The sequence below is a fragment of the Micromonospora sp. DT43 genome (assembly GCF_049841645.1).
Taxonomy (GTDB): Bacteria; Actinomycetota; Actinomycetes; order Mycobacteriales; family Micromonosporaceae; genus Micromonospora.
The window spans coordinates 168,104-190,467 of sequence record NZ_JBNCKR010000010.1; the positions used below are offsets into that span (position 1 = coordinate 168,104).

A 22,364-nucleotide genomic window follows, 5' to 3' on the forward strand; every position below is an offset into this window, starting at 1 on the left:
GCACCACAGTGGTTCCCTCGGCGGCGGCGCACCGACGTGGTGCGCCGCGTCGGGGTCAGCGGCGGCGCAGGGCCGGGTCGAGCAGGGCGGGCGGGGTGTCGAACTTCTCGTGTGCGGCGAGGTCGACGCCCGGGGCGACGATCGCGTCGATCACGTCCAGCACGTCGGCGGGGAGCACGGTGTCCGCGGCGGCGAGCTGCGAGTGCAGGTGGTCGACCGTGCGGGGGCCGATGATCGCGCTGGTCACGCCGGGGTGCGCGGTGACGAATCCGAGCGCGAGCTGGATCATGGTCAGACCGGCCTCGTCGGCGAGCGTGGCCAACCGCTCGACGGCGTCCATCCTGGCCCGGTTGGCCGGCAGCGTGGTGTCGAAGCGCTCCGGCAGGATCGCCGCCCGGCTGGTGGTGATCTCCCGACCCGCCCGGACCGCGCCGGAGAGCCAGCCCGAGGCGAGCGGGCTCCACGCCAGCACGCCGAGGCCGTACTGCTGGGTCACCGGCAGGACGTGGCTCTCGATCCCGCGTTGCAGGATCGAGTAGCTGGGCTGTTCGGTGACGTACCGGCTCAGGTGGTGCTCCCGCGCCGCCCACTCGGCCTGCACGATGCGGTACGCGGGGAAGGTCGACGAGCCGAAGTAGCGGATCTTTCCGGCCCGCTGCAGGTCGGTCAGCGCCGACAGCGTCTCCTCGTCGCTCGTGGTCGGATCCCACCTGTGGATCTGGTAGAGGTCGACGTGGTCGACGCCGAGGCGGCGCAGGCTGTTGTCCAGTTCGGTGACGAGCCAGCGGCGTGAGCTGCCCCGGTGGTCGCGCCTGTCGCCCATCGGCATGCCGGCCTTCGTGGCCAGGACGATGTCGTCGCGGCGGCCGGCGATCGCCCGGCCGACCATCTCCTCCGATTCGCCCTGGCTGTACATGTCGGCGGTGTCGATCAGGTTGATCCCGCCCTCCAGGGCGGCGTCGACGATGGCGGTGACCTCGTCCTGGCCGGTGCGCCCCAGCTTGCCGAAGTTCATGGCGCCCAGCACGAGTGTGCTGACCTGGACGCCGGTACGACCCAACGTGCGGTACTGCATTGCTGATCCTCCGTGCTCAAGGGGTGTGACTGGTCGTGGCCCACCCGTTCTGGCATCCTGAACAAGTGGAACGGTGTTCCGCTAACCAATATACGGAACATCGTTCCGTTTGCCAACACTGATCATGGGGGGTCGGGGCGCGGTGGCCGACATCGACGGCGGATCAACGGCAGCGGCGTCGCGGCGGGAGCCGGCGCCCCGCAAGCGGGCGGACGCGCGACGCAACGAGGCGACGCTCCTGGACGCCGCCGCCGCGGCCTTCGTGGCGTCCGGCGTCGACGTTCCCGTTCGCGAGATCGCCGCCAGGGCGGGCGTTGGCGTCGGCACGATCTACCGGCACTTCCCGACGCGCGCGGACCTGATCGTGGCCGTCTACCGGCACCAGGTCGAGACCTGCGCCGAGGCCGGTCCGACGCTGTTGGCCACCGTTGGCACGCCGTACGCCGCCCTCGCGCAGTGGATCGACCTCTTCGTCGACTTCCTCGTCACCAAGCACGGTCTCGCCGAGGCGTTGCAGTCCGACAACGCCGCCTTCCAGACCCTGCACAGCTACTTCCTCGACCGCCTGGTGCCGGTGGGCACCCTCCTGCTCGACGCGGCCGTCGCGGCGGGTGAGATCCGTACCGACCTGAGCGCCGTCGAGCTGCTGCGCGGCGTCGGCAACCTCTGCATCGGCGCGGCCGACACCCGCTACGACGCGCGCCGCATGGTCGAGATCCTCATCGCCGGGCTGAGCGTCCGCTAGCCATCGCCTGCGCCGAGCCGACGTCACCGGCCCCGAGGGGTCGACCTCGGGTGGAGGCGTGGCTTGCCTCCACTGCCGCCTTTAGGGCTGCCCCATGTCTGGGGCATTGAGCCTGCCGTGTCGGGGGAGCGCGCCTGCCGGCTCGGGGCGGTGAGCCTGCCGTCTCGGGGGCAGTAAGCCTGCCGCTTCTGGCGAGCGAGCCTGCCCCAGATCTGGGGCAGCTCTACAGCGTCAGCCGGAGGTCAGGCGCACCCAACAGTCGGGGGCTTCCGTGTCGTCGGAATGTCAATGTAATGTTGACGAATGACGACGCCGTTGGCCGGCTTGGCTGAGGTCCGTGCCGCTCGTGCCCACCTGGACGAGCGGGAGGCGGAGTTGATCGACCGGGCGCGCCACGAGGGCGCGACCTGGGCGCAGATCGCGACGGCGCTGGGGTTCAGCAGTCGGCAGGCCGCCGAGCAGCGCCGGCAGCGCCTCACGGCCGCTCGACGTGCGCGGCGGCATGACCTGGACCGTGGCTACTCGGCGCAGATCGTGGCAGTGCGCGGCGCGGTGGCCGAGCTGGGCCGCTGGATCGCGACGGATCGGCGATGGGACTCGCGGTTCCATCGGGCGGCACTCGTGCGGAGCACCGTCGACGCCGCTCTGGACGCCGACCCGGGCTCGCTCTACGCGCTGGCCCTGCACCTCCGTGCCGATCTTGACGCCGCGGGCGACCGGTTGCCGCCGCCGGTGCTGGCGGTGGCGACGACGATGGACACCGTGCTGTCAATGCCTCATTGACGTCGTCTGTCGGTATTGCCTCGGCTGAGCTCAAGAATCAGGATGTGAGTCATCTCGACTCAACCTGGAGGGCTGATGCGGCGCAACGCAGGTCTGCTCGTGGCGATCTCGGTACTGTCCGGCTTCGGCAGCAGCGCCATGGCCCTCGTGTCCGGCATCTGGATCCTGGACCTCACCGGCTCCACCGGCCTGGCCGCCCTGGCCGGGCTCTGCGTGTACGCCCCGGTGCTCGCCGGACCATGGCTGGGCGGCCTGCTCGACCGGGCGCCCCGACGACCGTTGGTGATCGCCGTCAACCTCCTGCTGGCGACCGCGCTGCTGACGCTCCTCGCCGTCCGGGGTCCGGGGCAGACGTGGCTCATCTTCGCCGTCTCGGGCGCCTACGGTGTCAGCTACGTGTTGATCGACGCGGGCGAAACGGCGCTGCTGCCGTCCGCGCTCTCGCCAACCGACCTCGGCGACGTGAACGGGTGGCGCTCAAGCGCCCAGGAAGGCATGAAACTCGTCGCCCCGGTGGTCGGCGCGGGCCTCTACGCCTGGCACGGAGGCCACGCGGTCGCCGTTCTCAGTGCGGCCATGCCGCTTGTGGTCGCGGTGCTGTACCTGGCGGTGCGCCTGAACCGGATCCCTCCTGAGCGGTCGACCCAGCGGCGCCAGGGTCCACGCGCCGGGCTGGCGGTCCTGAACGGACAGCCGACGACACGCGTACCGCTCGTGCTCGCGGCCGTGTCGATCGCCATGTCAGGCTTCACGACCGCGGCCGTCTACCGGATCGTCGTCATCGACCTGCGCCTGCCGAGCACGTTCCTGGGCGTCCTGGCCAGCGCGCAGGGTGCGGGCTCCATCCTCGGTGGTCTGATCGTCGGACGGCTCCTCGCCCGACGGGGTTCGGCCGCCGTCGGCGTCGCCGGGACCGTGCTGTTCGCCGCGGGTTGCCTGGCGCGCTGCCTGCCCTGGTGGCCGGCCACGGTGACGGGCGCCGCGATCGCCGGCGTCGGGCTGCCGTGGACCCTTGTCGCGGCGGTGACCGCCGTGCAGACGCACACCCCGCCGGCGCTGCTCGGCCGGGTCGCCGCGACGGCTAACACCGTGATGTTCGGGCCTCTCGTCCTGGCGATCCCACTCGGGGCCGCCGCCGTCCACCTCGGCGGACGCCCACCGCTGGTCGCCGCCGCCGCGCTCTGCCTGACCGCCGCAGCCAGCCTGCGCCTGCTCAAGCCGTCACCGCCGTCACCGCCGGACCTGCCGGAGCGACCGCCGCCGCTGGTGATCGTTGGCAGCTGAGCAGTGCGACACGCCGGCCACACCACTGCTCAGCTGACAACGATCACGACCGACGAATGCCCGCTACCTGTCGGCGGCGCCGTGCGGATCGAGTACCGGATGGATGGCCTGAAAGGCGAGCCGGCGGTCCGCATCGGCGGCGATCCGGTCGAGGAGGTCGTCCAGGTCCAGGAACACCGACCACCGTTCACGGCCGGTGACGTCGGCCAGGTGGTCGACGAGCAACCCTTCCAGGTCGGTGACCCGCTTGCCCTTCCACACCTTGTCGGCGACGCTGACCAGCAGGTCGTCGACGTCGATGCCGTCCTGGTGCCAGGAGGCATGGGTGCGCGCGAATCGGGCCAGCGGCGCGGCGACACCCTGCTCCAGCAGCAGGTCGTAGCCGGCCGCCTCGTGCGCCGAGCCCGGCCCGGACAACTCCTCCGGATGCCGGACCTTGCCGATGTCGTGGGTGGCGGCGCCGAACAGCACCGCCGCACGGTCGACGCTCACCTGTGGAAACCGGTCCACCAGGGCGTCCGTGAGCTGCGCCGCGACGTCGTGGACGGCCCGCAGGTGCGCGGCGAGGCGCGGCGGCGCGTGCAGCGCCTCCAGCAGGGCCACGACCTGGTCGGGGAGAGGTCGCAACCGCGGGTCGCCGGGTGCGGTCAGGGCTCGGCGCAGTGCAGCGGAGGTCACCGCGCCAAGGGTACGACGGACCGCGGGCATCGAGATCGATTCGTGGCCGTACAGCCGCTGGGCAGGTATCGGCCGTCGTTAGCGTTTCGCCATGCGCCCAGCCCCGTCACCTCACCCACCGTCGGTGGACCCGCCCCCGAAGGCCCAGCGCACCGCGTGGATCGTCGCGGGCGCCGTCATTCTCGGATGCCTGGGGGCGCTGGCCCTACCGGTTGGCGGCTTTCTGTTGTGGATGTACGGCGGGCCGGACGTGGACGAGCCGCGCGCGGCGGCCGACCAGTTCATCGGTCGGCTGGAGAGCAACGACGACGTGGCCGCGTACGAATCCCAGTGCTCCGATGTCAAGACACGGACCAGCGCGGCGGCTTTCACCGCGGCGGTGGAGCGCATCGGCCGGCCCGTGTCGCACACCATGGGTCGGGCCGCCTTCCTGGACGAGCCCGGGAGCAGCGCCGCCGTGACCGTCGAGTTGACCGGCCGGACGGGCCAGACCACGACGCTGGATCTGCACCTCGAGTCGACGGGCGGCTGGCAGGTGTGCGACGAGGCATTCGGCTGACCGTCGCGTCACTCCTCGGCGAGCTGGTCGGGGGACTCCAGGGCCGCCTTCACCGCTTGGAGGAAGGCGACCGCCTCCCTCCCGTTGACCACGCGGTGGTCGTAGACGGCGCTGAGGTTGACGAACCGGCGCGTCACGACCCGGCCGTCGGTGTCCAGCGCCAACTCGTCCTGCGTGCCGCCGATCGCCACCACGCAGGTCTGGCCGGGGAAGACGATAGGCCCGGCGAGCACCACGTCCGGGTCGGTGTGCAGGGAGACGACGATTGTCCCGCCGGCCAGCTCACCGGCCCGGAAGCCCTCACCACCGGCCCGGGAGCGGAAGTCCATGAGCGTCTCGGCGATCTCCGCGCAGGTCAGCTCCTCCACGTCGCGGACCACCGGGATGAAGAGCCCCGTGCCGACGTCGATGGTGACGCCGACGTGGGCTGCCTCGGCGAGTCGTACGCTGCTGCCGTCGCCGGGTGAGGCGAAGAGCAACGGGTGGTCCTCGCGCAACCCGCCGATGGCCTTGACCAGCAGTTCCGGCAGGCCGACAAGGGTGCGGGTGGCGCGGGTCAGGTCACGGGCCACCGTGAGGGCGGCGTCGGCGCGGACCTTGATCACCGCGAGCGCCGCCGGCACCTCCCGGTGGGACTCGGTGACCACGGCTGCCACCGCGCGCTGGGCGCGGGAAAGGGTGTGCACCTGACGCGGATCGTCCGGCTCCGGGCCGTCGCCGGCCGCCAGCGCGGCGGCCGCGGCCACCACCACCGGCTCGGTAGTCGCCGCGGGCGCCGCCGACCGGTCGGCCAGCAGGCGCTCCACGTCGGTACGCCGCACGACCGCCTTGCCGAGGCCGCGCAGCTCGTGGTCGTCGAGGCCGTGCGCCGCCGCGAGTTCCCGGGCCGAGTCGGTCAGCACCGGCCCGCCGAGGTCGGCCTCCGGCAGGGGTACGACAGCCGGGGCGACCGTCTCGGCCAGGAAGCGCTGCCGGGCCTCTTCGTTGTCGAAGACGTGACCGATGACGTCGCCCGGGGCGCACTCCCGGTTGACCTCCACGAGCCGGTGCAGGACCCCGTCGCCGTCGCAGAGCAGCTCCTCGGCGGCCTTGGAGGTCTCCACCTCGGCGATCGGGTCGCCGGCGCGCACCTGCTCGCCGTCCCCGGCCAACCAGTCGAGCAGCACGTACGTCGTGTCGTTGTTGTTGAGCTTGGGGACGACCAGGTCAGTCACCACTGACGACCTCCTTCACGGCCTGGCGGATGTCGGTGTCCTGCACCAGCACTGTGCGTTCGAGATGCGCGGCGGTCGGGATGACGCTGTCCGCTGAGTGCACCAGACGTACCGGCGCGCGCAGCGCCCCCCAGAGCCGTCGGTGCACGACCTGCGCCAGCTCCGCGCCCCAGGTGCCGCCGGCGGTGCTCTCCTCGGCCACCACCACCCGACCGGCCCGCGCGATCGGCGGCAGCAGGGTGTCGGTGTCCAGGGGCCACAGCCGCGACGGCACCAGCACCTGGCAGACGATGTCGTCGCGCAGCAGCAGCTCCCGGGCCACCGCCACCGCGCGGGCGGCCAACCCACCGGGTACGACGAGCACGCAGTCGGCCTGCTCCTCCTCGTCCACCCGGATCCGGGCCACGTCGCCGTCCGGGCCGATCAGGTCGTAGCGGAACAGCTCGTCCACCACGCCGTCGGCGTACATCCGGCTGGTGTAGAGGACCTTGTCCTCGAAGAGCAGCCCGGGACGGCCGGTGGCGAGCATGCCCGCGAGCACCGCCCGGTTGTCGTGGAACGGCGACACCTCGTGCAGGCTCAGCCCGGGGATGCCCACGAAGTGCTTCAGCGGGCTCTGGCTGTGTGTCGGGCCGTACCCCCGGTTGCCGCCGCTGGGGCAGCGCACCACCAGGCGCATCGGCACCCGCCTGCCGTACATCGCTGTGGACTTGCTGGCGAAGTTGAGGATCTGGTCGAACGCCAGGGCCACGAAGTCGCTGAACATGATCTCGACGATCGCGCTCTGCCCGGCCAAGGCCAGCCCGCCGGCCACGCCGACGATGCCGCCCTCGCTCAGCGGGGTGGACAGCACCCGTTCCGGCCAGCGCGCCGACAGCCCCCGGGTCACCTTGAACGCCCCGCCGTACGGGTCGACCAGGTCCTCCCCGAGCACTGTCAGCGCGGGGTCGTCGGCCAGTAGCGCGTGCAACGCCTGGTTGAGGTTCTCCACCACCCGCTCAGCCACGGTCGGCCTCCGCCCAGTGGCTCGCCGGCCGGCCGGCGACGTCGGCGACCACCTGCGCCACGTACGCCCGTTGCCGCTCGTCGTGCACGCCGAACTGCTCCGGGTACGCCTGCGCGTAGCGGCCGTACCAGTCGTGTGCCCGCGCGTGCGCGATCTCCTCCGGGCGGCGGCTGTCGTCGCCCTTGCTGTGCGGTCCCACCCGGTGCGTGAGCAGCTCCACCACGTACGGCGTGGACCGCTCGCGGACCCGGTGCAGCACAGGCGTCAGCGCGGCCCGGACCACCTCGGTGTCGGTGGAGGTGACCCGCAGGTGGTCCACCCCGAACGCCCGCGCCCGGCCGCCGATGCTGCCGGCGAGCTGCGCGACTGTCGGCGTGGACTGGGCGATGCCGTTGTTCTCCACGACCAGCAGCAGCGGCAGGCCCCACAGCGCGGCCATGTTCAGCGCCTCGTAGACGGCGCCCTCACCCCAGGTGCCGTCACCCAGGTAGACGAGTGCCAGCCGGCCCGGCTCGGTGCGCTTGAGGTGCAGCGCCACCCCGGCGGCCACCGGCACGCTCTCGCCCTGCACCCCCGTCGACAGGTACCTGTCGCGCAGGATGTGCTGGCTGCCGCCGACGCCCTGGCACACCGCGCCCTCGCGGCCCATCACCTCGGCCAGCAGGCCGTGCGGGTCGGCGAACCGGGCCAGGTAGTGCCCGTGCCCCCGGTGGTTGCTGAACACGAAGTCGTCGTCGGTGAGCAGCGGGCGCAGCGCCACCGGCACGTACTCCTGGCCCAGGCAGGTGTGGGTGGTGCCGTGCAGCTCGCCCCGGCCGAACATGTCCAGCAACGCCAGCTCGAAGTGCCGGATCAGCAGCAGCAGGTCCAGGTCGGTGTCGGCGAGCCGGGTCGGCGCGATCGGCGGCGCCTCGGTGCGGGTGGCGGTCACCGGGCCACCCCGTCCAGCTCGCCGGCGACCAGGTCGACAAGCTCGCCGACCGCGGTCACCGCCAGGTACGCCCGCAGGTCCAGGCGTACGCCGAGGTCGTCCTCCAGCGCGGAGAGCAGACGCAGCGCCTCCAGGCTGGTCCAGTTGGCAAGCGACGCGAACCGGACGTCGGGCGAGATCTCCTCGGCCGGTACGTCCGCGACCTGCTCGATGAGGCCCGCGACGGTGGTGAACAGGTCAGGCACGGATGTCTCCCTCCTCCAGGGCGATCCACGCCGGCAGCAGCCGGGGTGGGGGGTGCAGCGGCAGCACGTGCCGGGTGGTGCCGTCCTCGACGGATGCCACGGTGAACCCGGCGGCGGGCCAGACAGCCCCGCCGGGCTTGTTGCGGGCGGTGGGCCGGAACAGGGCCTCCAGCCGGGTCGCGCGTGCGGCTCGGGCCAGCTCCGCCACCCGGTGTAACGCCGCCTGCTCGACGCCCCGGGAGAAGACCCGGCAGCTGAGCACGAAGTTCTCGATCACCCAGGCGTCCGGGTCGTTCCGGTCCAGCCACAGGCCGCCCACCAGCCCTTCGGCGCCGAACCGGTCGGTCACCTCGACGGTGAGCACCAGGTGGTCGGGGGAGCCGGCGCGCGCCCGGGTCTGCGCCTCGGTGTGCGCGCGCTCGGTCATGGTGAACTGGTTGGTGCGCAACCCGAGCTGCGCGACCCGGGGCAGGCTGTGCTCGTCGACCTCCCGGACTGTGACGCGCAGCTTCAGCTCGTGCAGGTAGTCGGCCGCCGAGTCGAACGTGGCGGCGAAGCGTTCCCGCCCGGCGCGGGCCCGGTACAGCTCGGTGCGCTCACGGTCGGTGGCGCCGGTGGCCAGCACTGTGAAGTGCCCCTCGGTGAGCAGCCGGGTGGGGAAGCCCGCCGGGTCGCCGGCCAGCTCCACCACCCGTACGGTCGGCAGCTCGCGGCGTACCAGCTCGCACTCGAACGGGCTGTCGTCGGCGAACACGACGGCGTCCAGGCCCAGGTTGAGGGTGGCGGCGAGCTGGCGCAGGTTCTCGTCCTTGCGCCCCCAGTTCACCGCCTGGGCGACGAAGTCGTCGGAGCGCAGCAGCAGGTCGGGGTGCTGCGCGAACGCCTCGGTCACCAGGTCGGGGTCGTTCTTGCTGCACACCGCGAGCAGTACGCCCTGTCGGCGCAGCGCCAGGGCGCGGCGCTGCACGTCGCGGTGGCAGTTGCCGGGATAGTCGGTGCCCAGCCGGATGCCGGTGAGCCCGTCGTCGCCGAGCACGCCCGCCCAGAGGGTGTTGTCCAGGTCCAGCGCGAGCACCTTCGCCGTCCGCCCGAGGACGGCGCGGCAGAAGGTGGCGGCCTCGTGGGCGTACCGGCGTTCCACTGTGGACGTCCACGCCATGCTGGCGAACCGGTACAGGCGCTCGTCGCGCACCGGGCCGTCGTGGTCCACCAGCAGCGTCTCCAGATCCACTGTGTACGTCGTGTCCCGCTCGCCCAGCTCCAGCAGCTGGGAGTTCAGCTCCCGCCAGATCCGTCCCAGCTCGGCCCGGCCGCGGAAGCTGACCAGGCCACGGTGCTCCAACGGCGACAGCGGCACGGTGTGCAGCAGGACCGCGCCCTCGGTGCGCGCCGCGTGCCCGCGCAGCGCGGCGGCGAGCACGCCGGCCCGCTCGCCAAGCACGTCGGCGAGGCCGGCCAGGTCGCCGGGGTCCCACTCGGCGGGCAGGAACCAGCCGTCGTGCAGCAGGCAGAGCGTGACGTCGGGCCGGAACTCGGCGAGCGCGGAGCGCGGATCGCTGAGGTCGAGCACGAGCTGGTCGAAGCCGGAGACGTGGATCTCGGCGGCGATGCCGATGCGCAGCAGCGCCACCCGCAGCAGAGGTTCCAGCGTGCCCGGCGTGAACGTGCCGGTGACCGCGACCCGCAGGGGGCGCAGCGGGAAGTCGGGGCTGGTCAGCTTCTCGACGGGCACGTCGGCGAGCAGCCGACCGGCGGACGCGACGACTGTGACCGCCGCGTCGTCCAGGTGGACCAGGGCGGGCGCCAGCTCCGGATCGGCGGCCGCGTCGGGTCGGCGCAGCCGGCGGATCCGGTGCAGGACCTCCTCGTCTCGCATGGTCGGTGTCCTTCCTCTCCCGCCGGGCGGGGTGGTCGTCGACGGGGGCCGGCAGGGCGTTCCCGTCGCTGGGTGCGGCAGGTCAGACCCGCAGCAGGGTGCAGACCCAGTGCATGCCGCTGCCGGTGCTGGTCAGGGCGACCAGGTCGCCGTCGGTCAGCTCGCCGCTGTCCAGGTGGCGTTCCAGGCCGATGAGCTGGTCGGCGCAGCCGATGTGGCCGTGGGCGAGGGCCAGCTCGACGTTTGTCCGCTCCAGCTCCACGCCGAGGTCCTTGGCCAGTTCGGCGAACTGTCGGGCGTTGTCGTGGAAGTGCACGAACCGGCGGACGTCGGCAAGCGTCACGCCGGCCCGGCCGCACGCCGCCTCCACCACCTGCCGGTTGCGCTCGCGGATGGTGGCGACGAACCGGAACATCCGGCGTACGTCCCCGGCGAAGAACTCGTTGAGCCGGTCGGCCGGGTCACCGACGCGTGGGGTGCCGCCGTCCGGGGTGAACGGCTGTGCCGCGCCACCGACGGGCATGCGCATGAAGCCCGCGTACCGGCCGTCGGTGATCGTCTCGGTGGCCAGCCAGCGGCACCTGTCATGATCGCGCACCAGCACTGCCGCCGCCGCTCCGTCGGAGAAGACGCTCGTGTTGACCTCCATCCGGTTCCAGTACGGCTCGCACACCCGGTTCGCGCCGATCAGCAGCGCCGTCCGGTACTCGGGGTGGGTGGCGAACCGTCCGGCCACCGTGTCGAACGCGGCCACCCCACCGCCGCACGCCTGGTTGAGCAGCACCGCTTCGGCCCGGTGCGCGCCGAGACGGGCCTGGGTGTGCGCGGCCGGATCCCAGTAGAGGTATTCGGCCAGGTCGGGGATGGCCAGCACCACGAGGTCCACATCGGCGGCGGACAGTCCGGCCCGGTCCAGGGCCGTGCCGCCGGCGACCACCGCCAGGTCGGTCACCCCGACGCCGGGGCCGGCCCGGTGGAAGGCGCGGTACTCCCAGGACCGCAGACGGTCCAGATCCTTGGTGTACGCGGCAGCGGCCGCCGCCACGTCGACGGGTTCACCGAGCACGTGGGCCAGGGCGGCCACCCCGACGCCGACCGGCGGGCCGCTCATCGCCGCACCGCCGTCGCGCGGTCTGTCGTCGCCCGGTCCGTGGTGGCCCGGTCCGTGGTGGCCCGGTCCGTGGTGGCCCGGTCCGTCGTGCCCCGGTCGGCCGTCGCGTCGTTGTCGGCGTCGGTGCGGGCGGCGCGCAGGCGGACCCGGGGGTCGGCGGGCGCGACACCGTCCAGCTCGGACAGGAAGCGCCGGGCGGTGCCGTTGCGGCCCGTGTCGGCATAGCGGATCAGCACCTCGCCGACCTCGGCCGCGCCGGCACGCCGGGTCAGCTCCCGCAGCACTTCCGCCTCGACACCCTTGCCGAGCACCGGGCAGGAGAGGGAGAAGACGTCGACTGTCCAGCGGTCGACGGACCGGTCCAGCGCCACGAGGCCCGCGATGCCGTAGTCGCCGAGCCGGTCGCGTACCCGGATCGCCAGCAGGTCCGCGGCCCGCGCGGCCAGCGCGGCGGCCGGTGGGGCGGGCGCCAGCGCGAAGTCGTGCGCGCGGGCGACCATCTCGGCGACCTCGGCGACCTCGGCGACCTCGGCGACCTCGGCGACCTCGGCGACCTCGGCGACGGCCACCGGCAGGTAGTCGACGTGCACGTCCAGGCCGGCAACGAAGTCGTCCAGGGACAGCTCGGTGGGCGCGACGGCGGGCCGGGACGTGCCGCCGCTCCACCGTCGGGCAGGGAGCCGGCCGGTCAGTCCGGCCGCCCGCAGCTCGTCCGACCAGCCAGCCGGGTCGGCCCCGAGCGGGACGTGTCGCGGCGGCGACTGCGCCGGGCCGGTGCCGGCCAGCACGAGCTGGGCCGGCGCGACGTCCAGCTCGTCGGCGATCTCGGCGAGCTGGTCGGCCAGGGGCCGGTCGTCGGTGACCCAGCCGTCGAGCACGCTCAGCAGGTCCGTGGCGTCGGCGCTCGACCACCAGTCGACGCCGGTGGCCCGCAACGCCACCCGTACGCCTGCCGCGCGCAGGTCACGCAGCGCCGGCAGCAGGTGGACTGCGCCACCGGCCAGCCCGTCGCCGTCGAGGACCAGCGCGCGGCAACCCGCGCCGAACCACCAGGCCACCAGAGCGGCGGTGGCGGCGCCGAGCCGCGCGAAGACCTCCTCGGTGTACGGCACCTTCGCGAACCGGAACAGCGCCTGGTGGTACGCCCGCTCGTCCCCGACGGCCCGTACCGCCTCGTCGGCGTCGACGAGCAGCACCCACGGGTCGCCGGCCAGCCGGTCGCGCAGCCGTTGCCGGACGGCTGTGGCGCTGGCGCTCACCCCGTCGGCGTGCAGCGCGTCGGCCGGCCCGTACGGGCGGGAGGTGGGGACGGGCGGCAGGACGTACACCAGCAGGGCGCCGTGGCGGCGCGCAGCGGTGACTGCCGCCTCCGCCCCGGCCAGCAGCTCCGCCGCCCACGCGTCGCCGGCCGGGCCGGGATCACCGGCCTCCTCCAGGCGCTGCGCCACCACAAGCACGTCGGGTCGCGCCTCGGCGAGGAAGCCGTCGGTGGCGAGGCACTGCTGGACGACCTGCTGGAACGGGCCGACGGCGAGCGTGGCGGGCAGGCCGGTGTCGTGCAGGCCCAGGCCGAGGTACGGCACCAGCGGGTCCACCGTGTAGCTGGCCAGCAGCGCCACGCGCAGGGCCGGCGTTGGCGGCTCGCGGGTGAGCGCCTGCCAGCGGGTGCGTCGGGTGAACAGGTCGGCGCTCATCGGGTCTCCGTGCCCTTGGCGCGCAGCACGGTCCGCAGCTCGCCGACGCTGCGCACGTCGCGGATCTCCTCGAAGGCGAAGGAGAGCCCGTAGACCTCCTCCAGGGTCACCACCAGTTGCAGGTGCCGCAGGCTGGTCCAGGTGCCGATGGTCTGCGGCCCGGACTCGTCGGTCACCTCGGCCGGGTCGACCTCCAGGACCCCGGCCACCACCTCGGTGAGCGTCACTTCGCCACCACCGCGCGGTCGTCGGTCAGCTCCTCGGTGCCGCTCGGCGAGGGCAGCGGGGCGGGCGGGTCGGTGGGCTCGTCGTAGTCGGGCAGGTCGACCTCCATCCGGCGGAGGCTTGGCGAGGCGAACCCGGCGGCGGCCACGCCGATGCCGAACAGGCCCACGATCACGAAGATCAGGCCCATTCCGGCGCCGGGTCCGCTGCCGACGAGCCAGCCGAAGTACGGCACCCCCGGCCCGCCGTCGCGCATCATCGGCTCGAACCAGCGGTCCGCGGCGATGCCGGCCAGGGCCGTGCCGCCGGGGTACGCCAGGTCCTCGATGAACTGGCGGGCGGCGAAGACCCGGCCCTGGTGCGACGGCTCGACCTTCTCCTGCCACACCGACTGGGCGTACCCGTCGATGAAGGGGATGGACAGGTGCAGGAAGAGCAGGGCGACCGACCAGACGATGATGCTGTCTCCGACGCCGTAGACGATCCGGCCGAGGACGCTGAAGACCAGGATGGCGACGAGCATCCGGCGGATCTTGTGGCGGGTGTTGGGCAGCAGGCCGAGCAGCAGCGCGCCTGCCACACCGCCCACCGCGCCGATGGTCTGCACCAGGCCGACCGCGTTGGTGCTGCTGTCGGTGCGGGCCAGGATCTGCGGCACCAGCAGGGCGAAGCCGACCGCGGCGAGCACGTTGATGGCGAACATGATCGCCTCCAGCCCGGTGAACGCCCGGCTGGCCAGGATGTAGCGGAAGCCGTAGATCGTGTCGTACCAGAAGCCGCCCTCGTCCTGCTGCGTCGAGCGGGGGATGGACGGCAGCTTCACCAGCAGCACCGCGCCGATCGCGACCAGGTAGGACAGCGCGTCGACGAACAGGATGACCTTGATGTCCATGAGGCCGAGCAGCGCGGCGGCGAAACCGGGGGCGAAGATCACCGGGATGGTCCGGACCGCGAACATCATCGCGTTGGCCCTCGGGTACTGGCCCTTCTCCATCATCACGGTGATGGTCGCCTGGTACGCCGGCAGCTGGAACGCGAGGAACGCGCCGGTGACCAGGTTGACCAGGTACAGGTGCCACACCTCGACCGAGCCGGTGAGGAACAGCAGCAGCACGGCGGCCGTGGTGACCGCCGAGCCGACGTCACTGAGCACGATTGTCAGTCGGCGTCCCCACCTGTCGACGAGCGCGCCGGCGATCGGGCTGAAGATCACTGTCGCGCCGAACGCGAACGCCATGAGCATGGTCAGGTCGAAGGCCCGGCCGGTGGCGTCCCACACCCAGATGCTCAGGGCGAAGTTCGTCATCCGGGTGCCGAGCGCCGACAGCAGCTGGCCGAACCAGATCGTGGTGAACCCGGCGAACCGGGACGGGCGTCGGAACGCCATGGGGGTCTCCTCCTACTGCCGTGGCGGTTGCCCGTGGTTTCCGGCCAGCCGCAACAGGCTGGTCCGGATGCCGTCGAGCAGGTTCTCAGCGGTCTCCGGCCGGAAGGCCGGAGTGGCGTAGCTCAGATCGACGCGGAGCGCGGGGCCGGTGAGCGACCCCGTCACGTCGAAGGGGAAGGGCCAGTGCCCGTCGGGGTCCTCGGTCGGCCCGAACGGCGCCGCGCAGACGTCGAGGAGTTGGGTGGCCGGGGCGACGTCGTCGAATCCGAAGCCGCCCATGTAGTTGACCGCGACAAGTGGCGGCGGCGTCGCGGCCAGCCGGGCGCGGACGTCCTCGTCCGGGCACAGGTACCGCAGCAGGCCGTACCCGATGCCGTTGTCCGGGACCCGGCCGAGCTGGCGGATCACCGAGCGGACCGAGCGGGCCGCGTCGGCGGTGGCGGGCAGCTCCAGCCGCAGGGGGTAGAGCACCTGGAACCAGCCCGTGGTGCGGCTGACGTCCACGTCGTCGAAGAGCGGTTCGCGGCCGTGGCCGGTCGTGGCGACGGTGACCGCGCCACCCGTACGCCCCGCCACTGTGGCCACCACTGCCCACACGAGCAGGTCCCGCACGCTGGCCCGCAGTCGACGGGCGGCGGCGTGCAGTCCCCGGGTCGCCGCCTCGTCCAGCGTCACGGTGGCCAGGCCCAGGTCACCGAGGCGGTACGGCGTGCCGGTCGGCTCGTCGGCCAGCCGGGGCAGCACGCCGTCGTCGGCCTGCGCCAGCCAGTACGGCACCTGCTCGCGCAGTGCCGCGGAGCCCGCGTACTCGGCCAGCCGCCGCGCCCAGGCGCGGTAGGACGTGGTCTTCTTCGGCAGCGCCGGCTCGACCCCGCGTTCGAGCTGGTCACAGAGCGTCTCCAGGTCGGCGAGGAGCACGCCCCGGGAGACCGCGTCGACGACGAGGTGGTGGTTGACGAGCAGCAGCCGGTCGGGCAGCTCCGGGCCGAGCCGGAAGTGCGCCACCCGGGCCAGCGGGCCGGCCGTGAGGTCCAGGCCGGTCTGCGCCTCGGCGCAGCGGGCCTCGACTGCGGCCTCCCGCTCGTCGACCGGAAGGCCGGTCAGGTCGTGGCTGACGAACGGGACGGCGTCGGCGGGGTCGGCGTGGTGCTGACGCCAGCTCCCGTCCGGCTGGCGGGTCAGTCGTAGCCGCAGCGCGTCGTGCTGGGCCACCAGCAGGCGGACGGCCTCGCGGACCAGCTCGACCGGGAGCGGACGGGCCAGCTGAAGGTAGTAGGGGTGGTTGAACAGGGCGGGCCGGCCCATGGTGGGGGCGACCAGGTCGGTGAACCAGCGCTGCGCGCCGGTCAGCGGGGCGTCGCCGTGCACCGCGCCCTGCTCGGCGTCCAGCGCCACAGTCGCCTCTCCGAGGCTTGCGGCCAGCTCGGCCACCGTGGGGTGGCGCACGAGCTGTCGCGGGGTGACCTGGATGCCTGCCGTCGCGCAGCGGGCGACGAGCTGCATCGCGAGCAGCGAGTCACCGCCGACGGCGAAGAAGTCGTCGTTGATGCCGAGCTGGTTGGTGCGCAGCAGCTCCGACCAGATCGCCACGAGCTGACGTTCCCGGTCGGTGCGCGGTGCGGCGGCGGCGCGGTCGGCCGAGCGTCGGTACCCGTCGGTGACCGCGCCGCGCAGCGCCGCCGCGTCGCCCAGCTCGGTGGCCACCTCGGCGAGCAGCCCGGCGGGAATCCGGTCGACAGGCGCGTCGGCGTCCCCGGAGACGGCCGCGTCGAGGGACCAGAGGCCCCGCAGCACGCCCACCGGCCCGTGCGCCGGGTCGAAGGGCAGCGCCGGGGTGTCCGGTGGCGGGGGCTCGGTGGCCGGGTGCAGGACGAGCGTGGCCGCGTCGGTGGGAGGGGTCGGGGCGTACCCGATGATTCCGGCGGTGACAAGCGCGGACAGCTGCGCGCCCTGCGGCGTCGTGGTGAGCAGCACCTCGCGTCCGAACCGGGCCTGGGCCGCGAGCAGCCGGGCCAGCTCGGCCTGCCGGTGCGCGGGCCCGGCCGGTACGACAAGCCGGCCCAGGGCCGGGTGCCGCACCGCCCGCCGCACCAGCAGCGTCGCGGTGACCGCCGCCAGCTCCGGTGACCAGTCCTCGCCGGTGAACAGCTCCGGCACCCGGTAGCGCCGCGCCCACGCCTCGACCGCGACGACGCAGACGTCCGGCCGGGCCTCGGCCAGCCGTGCGGTCAGCTCCGCGAGGACCGCGTTCCACTGTGACGTCCGGTACGGCGGCGACTGCGGGCACACCGCGATCGTCAGCGCCGCCGCGCTGTGTTCCCGGTGGACGTCAAGTGCCGCCAGCAGTTCGGTGTGGAAGTCGCGCAGCCCGACGATGCCCGCGCCGAGCGGGCCGGGTGTCCGGCGGTCCTCCCAGCGCAGCACCAGCGCGTTGTGGTCCCGTCGGCCGGTCGCCAGGCCGGCGGCCGGGTCGCGCAGCAGCCGCAGCAGCGCGCCGGGCGCGAGCTGTTCCAGGGCGTGCGGCAGGCCGAGCAGCCCGGTCCAGAAGCGGACGGCCGTCGCCAGCCCCGGCACCTCGACGGTTCCGCCGACGACAAGCCGGGGCACGGGCGGCGCGAGGCGGCGGGGCACCGGCGCGCGCCGTCCCCCGCCGAGTGGGGCGTCCGGTCGCCGAACCCCCTCGTCGAGCACCTTCGCGAGCCCGGTCAGCAGCCGGATCATCCGCTCCGGCCCGAACAGGTCGGCCCGGTACGCCAGGTCGGCGTGCAGGTCGTCGCCCTGCCAGGTGACGCTGAGGAAGAGGTCGAAGTCGACGCCGACGCTCGGCACGTCGACAGGCGTGGCGGTCAGCCCCGCGAACTCCGGCAGCTCGTCGGCGCCGTCCAGGACGTTGAGCACGCACTGGAACAGCGGGTGGTACGCGGCCTGCCGGGGCAGCCGCAGCGCCTCCACGATCGTCGCGAACGGCAGCCCCTGGTGCCGGTACGCCTCCCGTGCCGTGCGGTACGCCCGGGTCACCAACTGCCGGAAGGTGGGCCGGCCGCCCACGTCCATCCGCAGCGGCAGCAGGTCGGCGAAGCAGCCGATCAGCGGGGCGAGTTCGGCGCGTTCGCGGCCGGCGGTGGGTGCGCCGAGCACGACGTCCGGGTGCCCGCTCTCGGTGTGCAGCAGGGCGGCGAAACCGGCAAGCAGCACGGCGAACGGGGTGACCCCCTCCGCCCGGGCCAGCTCCCGCACCGCCGCGCCGAGCCCGCTGCCCAGCCGCTGGGCCTGGTAGCCGGCGACGTCCGAGCTTTCGGCAGGCCGGGGGTGGTCGGTGGGCAGATCCAGCAGCGGCGGCGCGTCGGCGAGCCGCTCCCGCCAGTACGTCAGGTGCGGCTCGACGGCCGCCGACGCCAACCAGTCGCGCTGGTGTCGGGCGTAGTCGGCGAACTGCACCGGCAGCGGCGGCAGCGGCCTGTCGACGCCTGTGGTGTGGTGGGCGTACCGGGTGGCGAGGTCGTCGAGCAGGATGCTCCACGAGGTGTTGTCGCAGACGATGTGGTGCATGCCGAGCAGCAGGTGCCAGCGCCGGTCCGGCAGCCGCAGCAGGCGGGCCCGCACCAGCGGGCCGGCCGCCAGGTCGTACCGGTGCGCGGCCAGCTCGGCGGCTGCCCGGCGCACCACCCGGGCCTGCTTCGCCGCCGGCAGGCCGGTCAGGTCAAGCGCCTCCAGCCACGGGTCGACGTGCGGGCGCACGACGGGTTCCGGCTCGCCGCCCCGGTCGGCGAAGGTGGTCCGCAGCACGTCGTGCCGGGCCAGCACGTCGTCGAACGCCCGCCGCAGCGACGTCGTGTCGAGGTCGCCGCGCAGCTCGACGGCGGCAGTGGTGTTGTGCCGGACCACGTCGTCGCCGAGCTGGTCGAGGGCCCAGAGCCGGACCTGCGCCGAGGACGCCACCGCCGGTGTGCCCGCAGGGGCGGGCGTGAGCGGGGCGAGCGCGGTGGCGTCCGGGTCGGCGTCCAGAACGGCGGCGAGCCCGGCCACGCTCGGGTTGGTGAACAGGGTGTAGAGCGACACCTCCCGGCCGAACTCGGCCTGCACCTGCGACAGCAGGCCGGTGGCGAGCAGCGAGTGTCCGCCGAGGTGGAAGAAGTCGCTCGTCACGCCTACCTGCTCGACGCCGAGCGCGGCGGCCCACAGACCGGCCAGTCGCTCCTCGGTCGGGGTGCGCGGCGCGACGATCTCCTCGTCGCCTGCCTCGACGCGGGCGGGGGCCGGGCGGCTGCGGTCGGCGATCGCCGCGGCGGTGCTCAACTCCTCGATGACGTACGCGGCCCGCTCCGCGCCGATCGTCGTCAGCAGCCCGCTCGGCCCGCTGGCCGGCACCGGCGCGGGCGGGTCCAGCGGCCAGACGTGGGCGAGCAGCCGACGCAGCTCGTCCCATCCGGCCGGCACGGCCAGCGCGAGGACACCGGGGTACGCGTCGCGCAGCGCCGCGACGGCCTCCGCGTCGGTGTCGAGCACCACTGTGGTGGCCGGATCGGCGCAGGCCAGCTCGCCGGCCGAGAACGGCCGCACCTCGTGACCGGGCAGCGCGTCGGCGAGCCTGTCGAGCGGCAGCCGCTCGCCGTCGACGAGCACGAGCCGACGCGGCTGGCCCACGAGCCGCCGCAGTTCCCGCAGCACGATCGTGCTCAGCGCCGCGAAGTACTCGCCCGTGTACGGCACGTGGCCCAACTCGTCCGCGCGCTCGTCGCTCACAGGCGTCACCGGATAGGCGCCGGCCTGGTCGGCCGCCCAGACCGCGTGGACCCCCGGGGTGCGGGCCGCCAACGCGGCAAGCCTGTCGTCGAGCCGGCCGGACCACTCGCCGTGCCGTTCGGCGGCGCGCGGCGACGCCGGGCAGACCACAAGCAGCAGCGGGGCGTCGGTGCGCCGCCGGTACGCGGCCACCGCCGTGTCGAGGTCGTCCATCGCCGCGTCCAGGGCCGCCTCGCCTGCGGTGTCGTCCTGTCGGCGCAGCCAGTCCTCCCAGCGCAGCAGGCAGACAGTGGCTTCGGCCGTCGGCCCGGCCAGCAGGTGGGCCACCAACTGGCCGTACCCGGCCAGCTCCACCGACGCGGGTACGCGCAGGAAGCGCAGCCAGAACTCCACTGGGTCGCGCAGCGGGTCCACTGTGAACGTGGCCGCCAGGGCGATGCGGTGCCGGTGCAGCCCGGTCACCTCCGACAGCGGCCGGTCCGGGTAGTCCGCCATGGCGCGCAGCAGCTCCGGCAGCCGGCCCACAGTCGCGGCGATGGTCTCGTCGAGGTACAGGTCGGCGTTGAAGTCGACAGCGCCCTCGATCCGGTCGCCCTGGACGGTCAGGCTGACGAAGAGGTCGAAATCGGTGAGGCCGCTCTCCGCGGGCACCGGCCGGAAGGTGACCCCGGCTGCCTGCCGCTGCCGCACCCCGCCGTCGGTCATCGTGGCCAGCACCTGGAACAGCGGATTCACGCTGGGGTCGCGGACCGGCCGGACCTCCTCCACCACCCGCGCGTACGGGGCCTCCTGGTGCGCGTACGCCTCGCTCACCGTGCGGTGCACCCGCCGGACGAGGTCGCGCACGCTCGGGTCGCCGCCGGTGTCCACCCGCAGCACCAGCATGGTGGCGAAGCAGCCGATCAGCGGTTCCAGGTCGGTGCTCGCCCGGCCGGCCGCTGGCATGCCGAGCAGCAGGTCGTCCTGGCCGGTGGCCTGCCGCAGCAGGGCGGTGAGCCCGGCGAGGACCACCGCGTTGACTGTGGCCCCGGCACCCCGGGCCAGCCCGGCGAGAGCGTCGGTCACCTCGGCGTCGACGGTGAACGGCAGGCTCCGGCCACGGTGGGTCTGCACCGGCGGGCGGGGGCGGTCCGGTGGCAGTGTCGAGCGGGCCGGCGCCGAGGCGAGCCGTTCCCGCCAGTGCGCCAGGTGGCCGGCCAGCTCCCGTTCGGCCTCCGGTCGGCGGCGTGCGGCGACGTGCGCGACGAACCGGGTGGGCAGCGCGGGCAGCCCGGCCGGCACGTCGGCGGCGAACTCGCCGTACCAGCTCACCAACTCCTCGACGAACACGCCTGCCGACCAGGCGTCGAAGACGATGTGGTGCGCCGTCACCAACAGCAGGTGCTCGTCGGCGGCGAGGGCGAGCAGCCGTACGGCGAGCAGCGGCCCGCTGGTGAGGTCGAAGGTGACGGCCGCGTGCGCGGCGACCTCCCGGTCGACAGCCGCCTGCCGCTCGGACTCCGGCACCGCCGTCAGGTCGAGGACCGGGAGCGGCACCTCCAGGGCGTCCGACACCCGTTGGGTGACGACGCCGTCGACGGACGCGAACACGATGCGCAGCGCGTCGTGCCGGGCCACCACCGCGTTGACCGCCCGGTGCAACGCCGCGACGTCCAGGGGCCCGCTGACCCGTTCGGCGAAGGGCACGTTGTAGACAGGCGTACCCGGCTCCAGCCGATCCAGGAACCAGAGCTGCTCCTGGGTGAAGGAGAGCGGGTAAGTCGCGGGGGTCGGCGTCGGGTCGGCAGCGTCGGATCGGTCGGCGCGAGCCTGGCTGGCACGGCTCTGCCGCAGGCGCAGGGCCAGCAGCTCCCGCTGCTCGGGGGTGAGGTCGGCGAGGTCCGGGTGCAGGTCCTGGGTCATCGGGTGGCCCCTTCGACGTACGCGCGGTCGGTGGCCGTCTCGCCGCCGAGCAGGCGGGACAGCGGGGGAGGGGAGTCGTGCAGGTAGAGGTGACCGCCGGGCACGACGGTCAGCGAGAAACCGGCGTCGGTGCAGGCCGCCCAGCCGGCGACCTCGTCCGGGCTGACCAGGGGGTCATCGGCTGCCGCCACCGCGTCCACCGGCAGCGGAAGCGGCGGCACTGTCGCCGGCCGGTACGACGCCACCACCGTCAGGTCGGCCCGCACGGTGGGCAGGATCAGCTCCAACAGCCCCGGGTCGGCGAGCATCTCGTCGGGGATTCCGCCCAGGTCGTGCAGCCACCGGGTCAGCGCCGCGTCGTCGAGGCGGTGCGCCGCGCCCAGCGGTGCGGCGTTTCGCGGCGGACGGGCTGCCGACACCACCAGACGCTGCGGTACGGGGCCGCCCCGCGCGACCAGGCGGGCGGCCACCTCGTATCCGATCAGGCCGCCCATGCTGTGGCCGAAGATCGCGAACGGCGCCGGCACCCGCGCGACGATCGCGTCGACAAGCGGGGGCGCCAGCTCGTCCATCGTGCTCAGCGGCGGGTCGGCCAGCCGACGCTCACGGCCGGGCAACTGCGCGGTCCACACCTCCACGTCGTCGCCCAGCAGACTGGCCCACGGCCGGTACGCGGCAGCGCCGGCACCTGCGTACGGCAGGCACACCAGCCGCAGCCGAGCGGCCGGGCAGGGCGCGACGCAGCTCAACCAGGCTGCTGCGCCGGCCGCTCGGGTGGCGGTCGTCGGCACGGATACGTGTGGTGTCGCCATGCCCGCACACGCTAGGAACGGGCCGTGACAGCGGTCTTAGCGTCGGCTGACGGTTCCTCGGGGTGTCCGCTGCGCGCGACCCGAGTGAGCAGGT

Annotated in this window: 17 protein-coding genes; 4 read left to right on the forward strand and 13 right to left on the reverse strand. The window is 73.6% G+C overall.

The window, feature by feature from the left end; all coding sequences use genetic code 11:
* Window positions 1-55: 55 nt before the first annotated feature.
* Window positions 56-1,075, reverse strand: coding sequence for an aldo/keto reductase (locus ACLQ26_RS23010; protein ID WP_425746394.1), 1,020 nt, complete (start codon window positions 1,073-1,075; stop codon window positions 56-58).
* A 124-nt stretch (window positions 1,076-1,199) separates the two neighbouring features.
* Between ACLQ26_RS23010 and ACLQ26_RS23015 the strand changes: the two genes are divergently transcribed.
* The 3 genes from ACLQ26_RS23015 to ACLQ26_RS23025 all read left to right on the forward strand — a co-directional run bounded on the left by ACLQ26_RS23015 (window position 1,200) and on the right by ACLQ26_RS23025 (window position 3,887).
* On the forward strand, window positions 1,200-1,820 hold the full coding sequence (locus ACLQ26_RS23015) for a TetR/AcrR family transcriptional regulator (protein ID WP_425746477.1): 621 nt from the start codon (window positions 1,200-1,202) through the stop codon (window positions 1,818-1,820).
* A 303-nt stretch (window positions 1,821-2,123) separates the two neighbouring features.
* Entirely contained in the window at window positions 2,124-2,603 is a 480-nt protein-coding gene (locus ACLQ26_RS23020) for a hypothetical protein (protein ID WP_425746395.1), read from the forward strand.
* 75 nt (window positions 2,604-2,678) lie between these two features.
* Window positions 2,679-3,887, forward strand: a complete 1,209-nt coding sequence (locus ACLQ26_RS23025; protein WP_425746396.1) for an MFS transporter — start codon at window positions 2,679-2,681, stop codon at window positions 3,885-3,887.
* Window positions 3,888-3,950: 63 nt separating this feature from the next.
* Here the strand turns inward: ACLQ26_RS23025 and ACLQ26_RS23030 are convergent, their stop codons facing one another.
* Window positions 3,951-4,565, reverse strand: a complete 615-nt coding sequence (locus ACLQ26_RS23030; RefSeq protein ID WP_425746397.1) for an HD domain-containing protein — start codon at window positions 4,563-4,565, stop codon at window positions 3,951-3,953.
* 124 nt (window positions 4,566-4,689) lie between these two features.
* Between ACLQ26_RS23030 and ACLQ26_RS23035 the strand changes: the two genes are divergently transcribed.
* Window positions 4,690-5,124 carry a hypothetical protein gene (locus ACLQ26_RS23035; protein WP_425746398.1) on the forward strand — a complete coding sequence of 145 codons (435 nt, stop codon included), beginning with the start codon at window positions 4,690-4,692 and terminating at the stop codon, window positions 5,122-5,124.
* 8 nt (window positions 5,125-5,132) lie between these two features.
* On the opposite strand, the gene ACLQ26_RS23040 is transcribed toward ACLQ26_RS23035, so the two are convergent.
* The 11 genes from ACLQ26_RS23040 to ACLQ26_RS23090 form a co-directional block, all read right to left on the reverse strand.
* On the reverse strand, window positions 5,133-6,338 hold the full coding sequence (locus tag ACLQ26_RS23040; protein WP_425746399.1) for a 2-oxo acid dehydrogenase subunit E2: 1,206 nt from the start codon (window positions 6,336-6,338) through the stop codon (window positions 5,133-5,135).
* Window positions 6,331-7,344: an alpha-ketoacid dehydrogenase subunit beta gene (locus ACLQ26_RS23045; RefSeq protein WP_425746400.1), complete on the reverse strand. Its 1,014-nt coding sequence runs from the start codon at window positions 7,342-7,344 to the stop codon at window positions 6,331-6,333. The genes ACLQ26_RS23040 and ACLQ26_RS23045 overlap by 8 nt, the downstream gene beginning before the upstream one ends.
* Window positions 7,337-8,275, reverse strand: coding sequence for a thiamine pyrophosphate-dependent dehydrogenase E1 component subunit alpha (locus tag ACLQ26_RS23050; protein ID WP_425746401.1), 939 nt, complete (start codon window positions 8,273-8,275; stop codon window positions 7,337-7,339). Before ACLQ26_RS23050 ends, ACLQ26_RS23045 begins: the two co-directional genes overlap by 8 nt.
* Window positions 8,272-8,520 carry an acyl carrier protein gene (locus ACLQ26_RS23055; protein WP_425746402.1) on the reverse strand — a complete coding sequence of 83 codons (249 nt, stop codon included), beginning with the start codon at window positions 8,518-8,520 and terminating at the stop codon, window positions 8,272-8,274. Before ACLQ26_RS23055 ends, ACLQ26_RS23050 begins: the two co-directional genes overlap by 4 nt.
* The gene (locus ACLQ26_RS23060; RefSeq protein WP_425746403.1) at window positions 8,513-10,396 is read right to left on the reverse strand and encodes an HAD-IIIC family phosphatase; all 1,884 of its coding nucleotides are present in this window, start codon (window positions 10,394-10,396) and stop codon (window positions 8,513-8,515) included. The genes ACLQ26_RS23055 and ACLQ26_RS23060 overlap by 8 nt, the downstream gene beginning before the upstream one ends.
* A gap of 82 nt (window positions 10,397-10,478) precedes the next feature.
* Entirely contained in the window at window positions 10,479-11,507 is a 1,029-nt protein-coding gene (locus ACLQ26_RS23065; RefSeq protein ID WP_425746404.1) for a 3-oxoacyl-ACP synthase III family protein, read from the reverse strand.
* Window positions 11,504-13,201 carry a hypothetical protein gene (locus ACLQ26_RS23070; RefSeq protein WP_425746405.1) on the reverse strand — a complete coding sequence of 566 codons (1,698 nt, stop codon included), beginning with the start codon at window positions 13,199-13,201 and terminating at the stop codon, window positions 11,504-11,506. Before ACLQ26_RS23070 ends, ACLQ26_RS23065 begins: the two co-directional genes overlap by 4 nt.
* Entirely contained in the window at window positions 13,198-13,428 is a 231-nt protein-coding gene (locus ACLQ26_RS23075; RefSeq protein ID WP_234591281.1) for an acyl carrier protein, read from the reverse strand. Before ACLQ26_RS23075 ends, ACLQ26_RS23070 begins: the two co-directional genes overlap by 4 nt.
* The gene (locus tag ACLQ26_RS23080) at window positions 13,425-14,813 is read right to left on the reverse strand and encodes an MFS transporter (RefSeq protein ID WP_425746406.1); all 1,389 of its coding nucleotides are present in this window, start codon (window positions 14,811-14,813) and stop codon (window positions 13,425-13,427) included. The genes ACLQ26_RS23075 and ACLQ26_RS23080 overlap by 4 nt, the downstream gene beginning before the upstream one ends.
* A 12-nt stretch (window positions 14,814-14,825) precedes the next feature.
* Window positions 14,826-21,458: a condensation domain-containing protein gene (locus ACLQ26_RS23085; protein ID WP_425746407.1), complete on the reverse strand. Its 6,633-nt coding sequence runs from the start codon at window positions 21,456-21,458 to the stop codon at window positions 14,826-14,828.
* Window positions 21,455-22,270, reverse strand: a complete 816-nt coding sequence (locus tag ACLQ26_RS23090) for a thioesterase II family protein (RefSeq protein ID WP_425746408.1) — start codon at window positions 22,268-22,270, stop codon at window positions 21,455-21,457. The genes ACLQ26_RS23085 and ACLQ26_RS23090 overlap by 4 nt, the downstream gene beginning before the upstream one ends.
* Window positions 22,271-22,364: the final 94 nt, after the last annotated feature.

What these genes read in the sequence shown, in the direction of transcription:
- ACLQ26_RS23065 (WP_425746404.1), bottom strand. Translation starts at nt 11,507, where the DNA reads ATGAGCGGCCCGCCGGTCGGCGTCGGGGTGGCCGCCCTGGCCCACGTG.
- ACLQ26_RS23060 (WP_425746403.1), bottom strand. Translation starts at nt 10,396, where the DNA reads ATGCGAGACGAGGAGGTCCTGCACCGGATCCGCCGGCTGCGCCGACCC.
- ACLQ26_RS23080 (WP_425746406.1), bottom strand. Translation starts at nt 14,813, where the DNA reads ATGGCGTTCCGACGCCCGTCCCGGTTCGCCGGGTTCACCACGATCTGG.
- ACLQ26_RS23010 (WP_425746394.1), bottom strand. Translation starts at nt 1,075, where the DNA reads ATGCAGTACCGCACGTTGGGTCGTACCGGCGTCCAGGTCAGCACACTC.
- ACLQ26_RS23090 (WP_425746408.1), bottom strand. Translation starts at nt 22,270, where the DNA reads ATGGCGACACCACACGTATCCGTGCCGACGACCGCCACCCGAGCGGCC.
- ACLQ26_RS23070 (WP_425746405.1), bottom strand. Translation starts at nt 13,201, where the DNA reads ATGAGCGCCGACCTGTTCACCCGACGCACCCGCTGGCAGGCGCTCACC.
- ACLQ26_RS23085 (WP_425746407.1), bottom strand. Translation starts at nt 21,458, where the DNA reads ATGACCCAGGACCTGCACCCGGACCTCGCCGACCTCACCCCCGAGCAG.
- ACLQ26_RS23020 (WP_425746395.1), top strand. Translation starts at nt 2,124, where the DNA reads ATGACGACGCCGTTGGCCGGCTTGGCTGAGGTCCGTGCCGCTCGTGCC.
- ACLQ26_RS23025 (WP_425746396.1), top strand. Translation starts at nt 2,679, where the DNA reads ATGCGGCGCAACGCAGGTCTGCTCGTGGCGATCTCGGTACTGTCCGGC.
- ACLQ26_RS23015 (WP_425746477.1), top strand. Translation starts at nt 1,200, where the DNA reads ATGGGGGGTCGGGGCGCGGTGGCCGACATCGACGGCGGATCAACGGCA.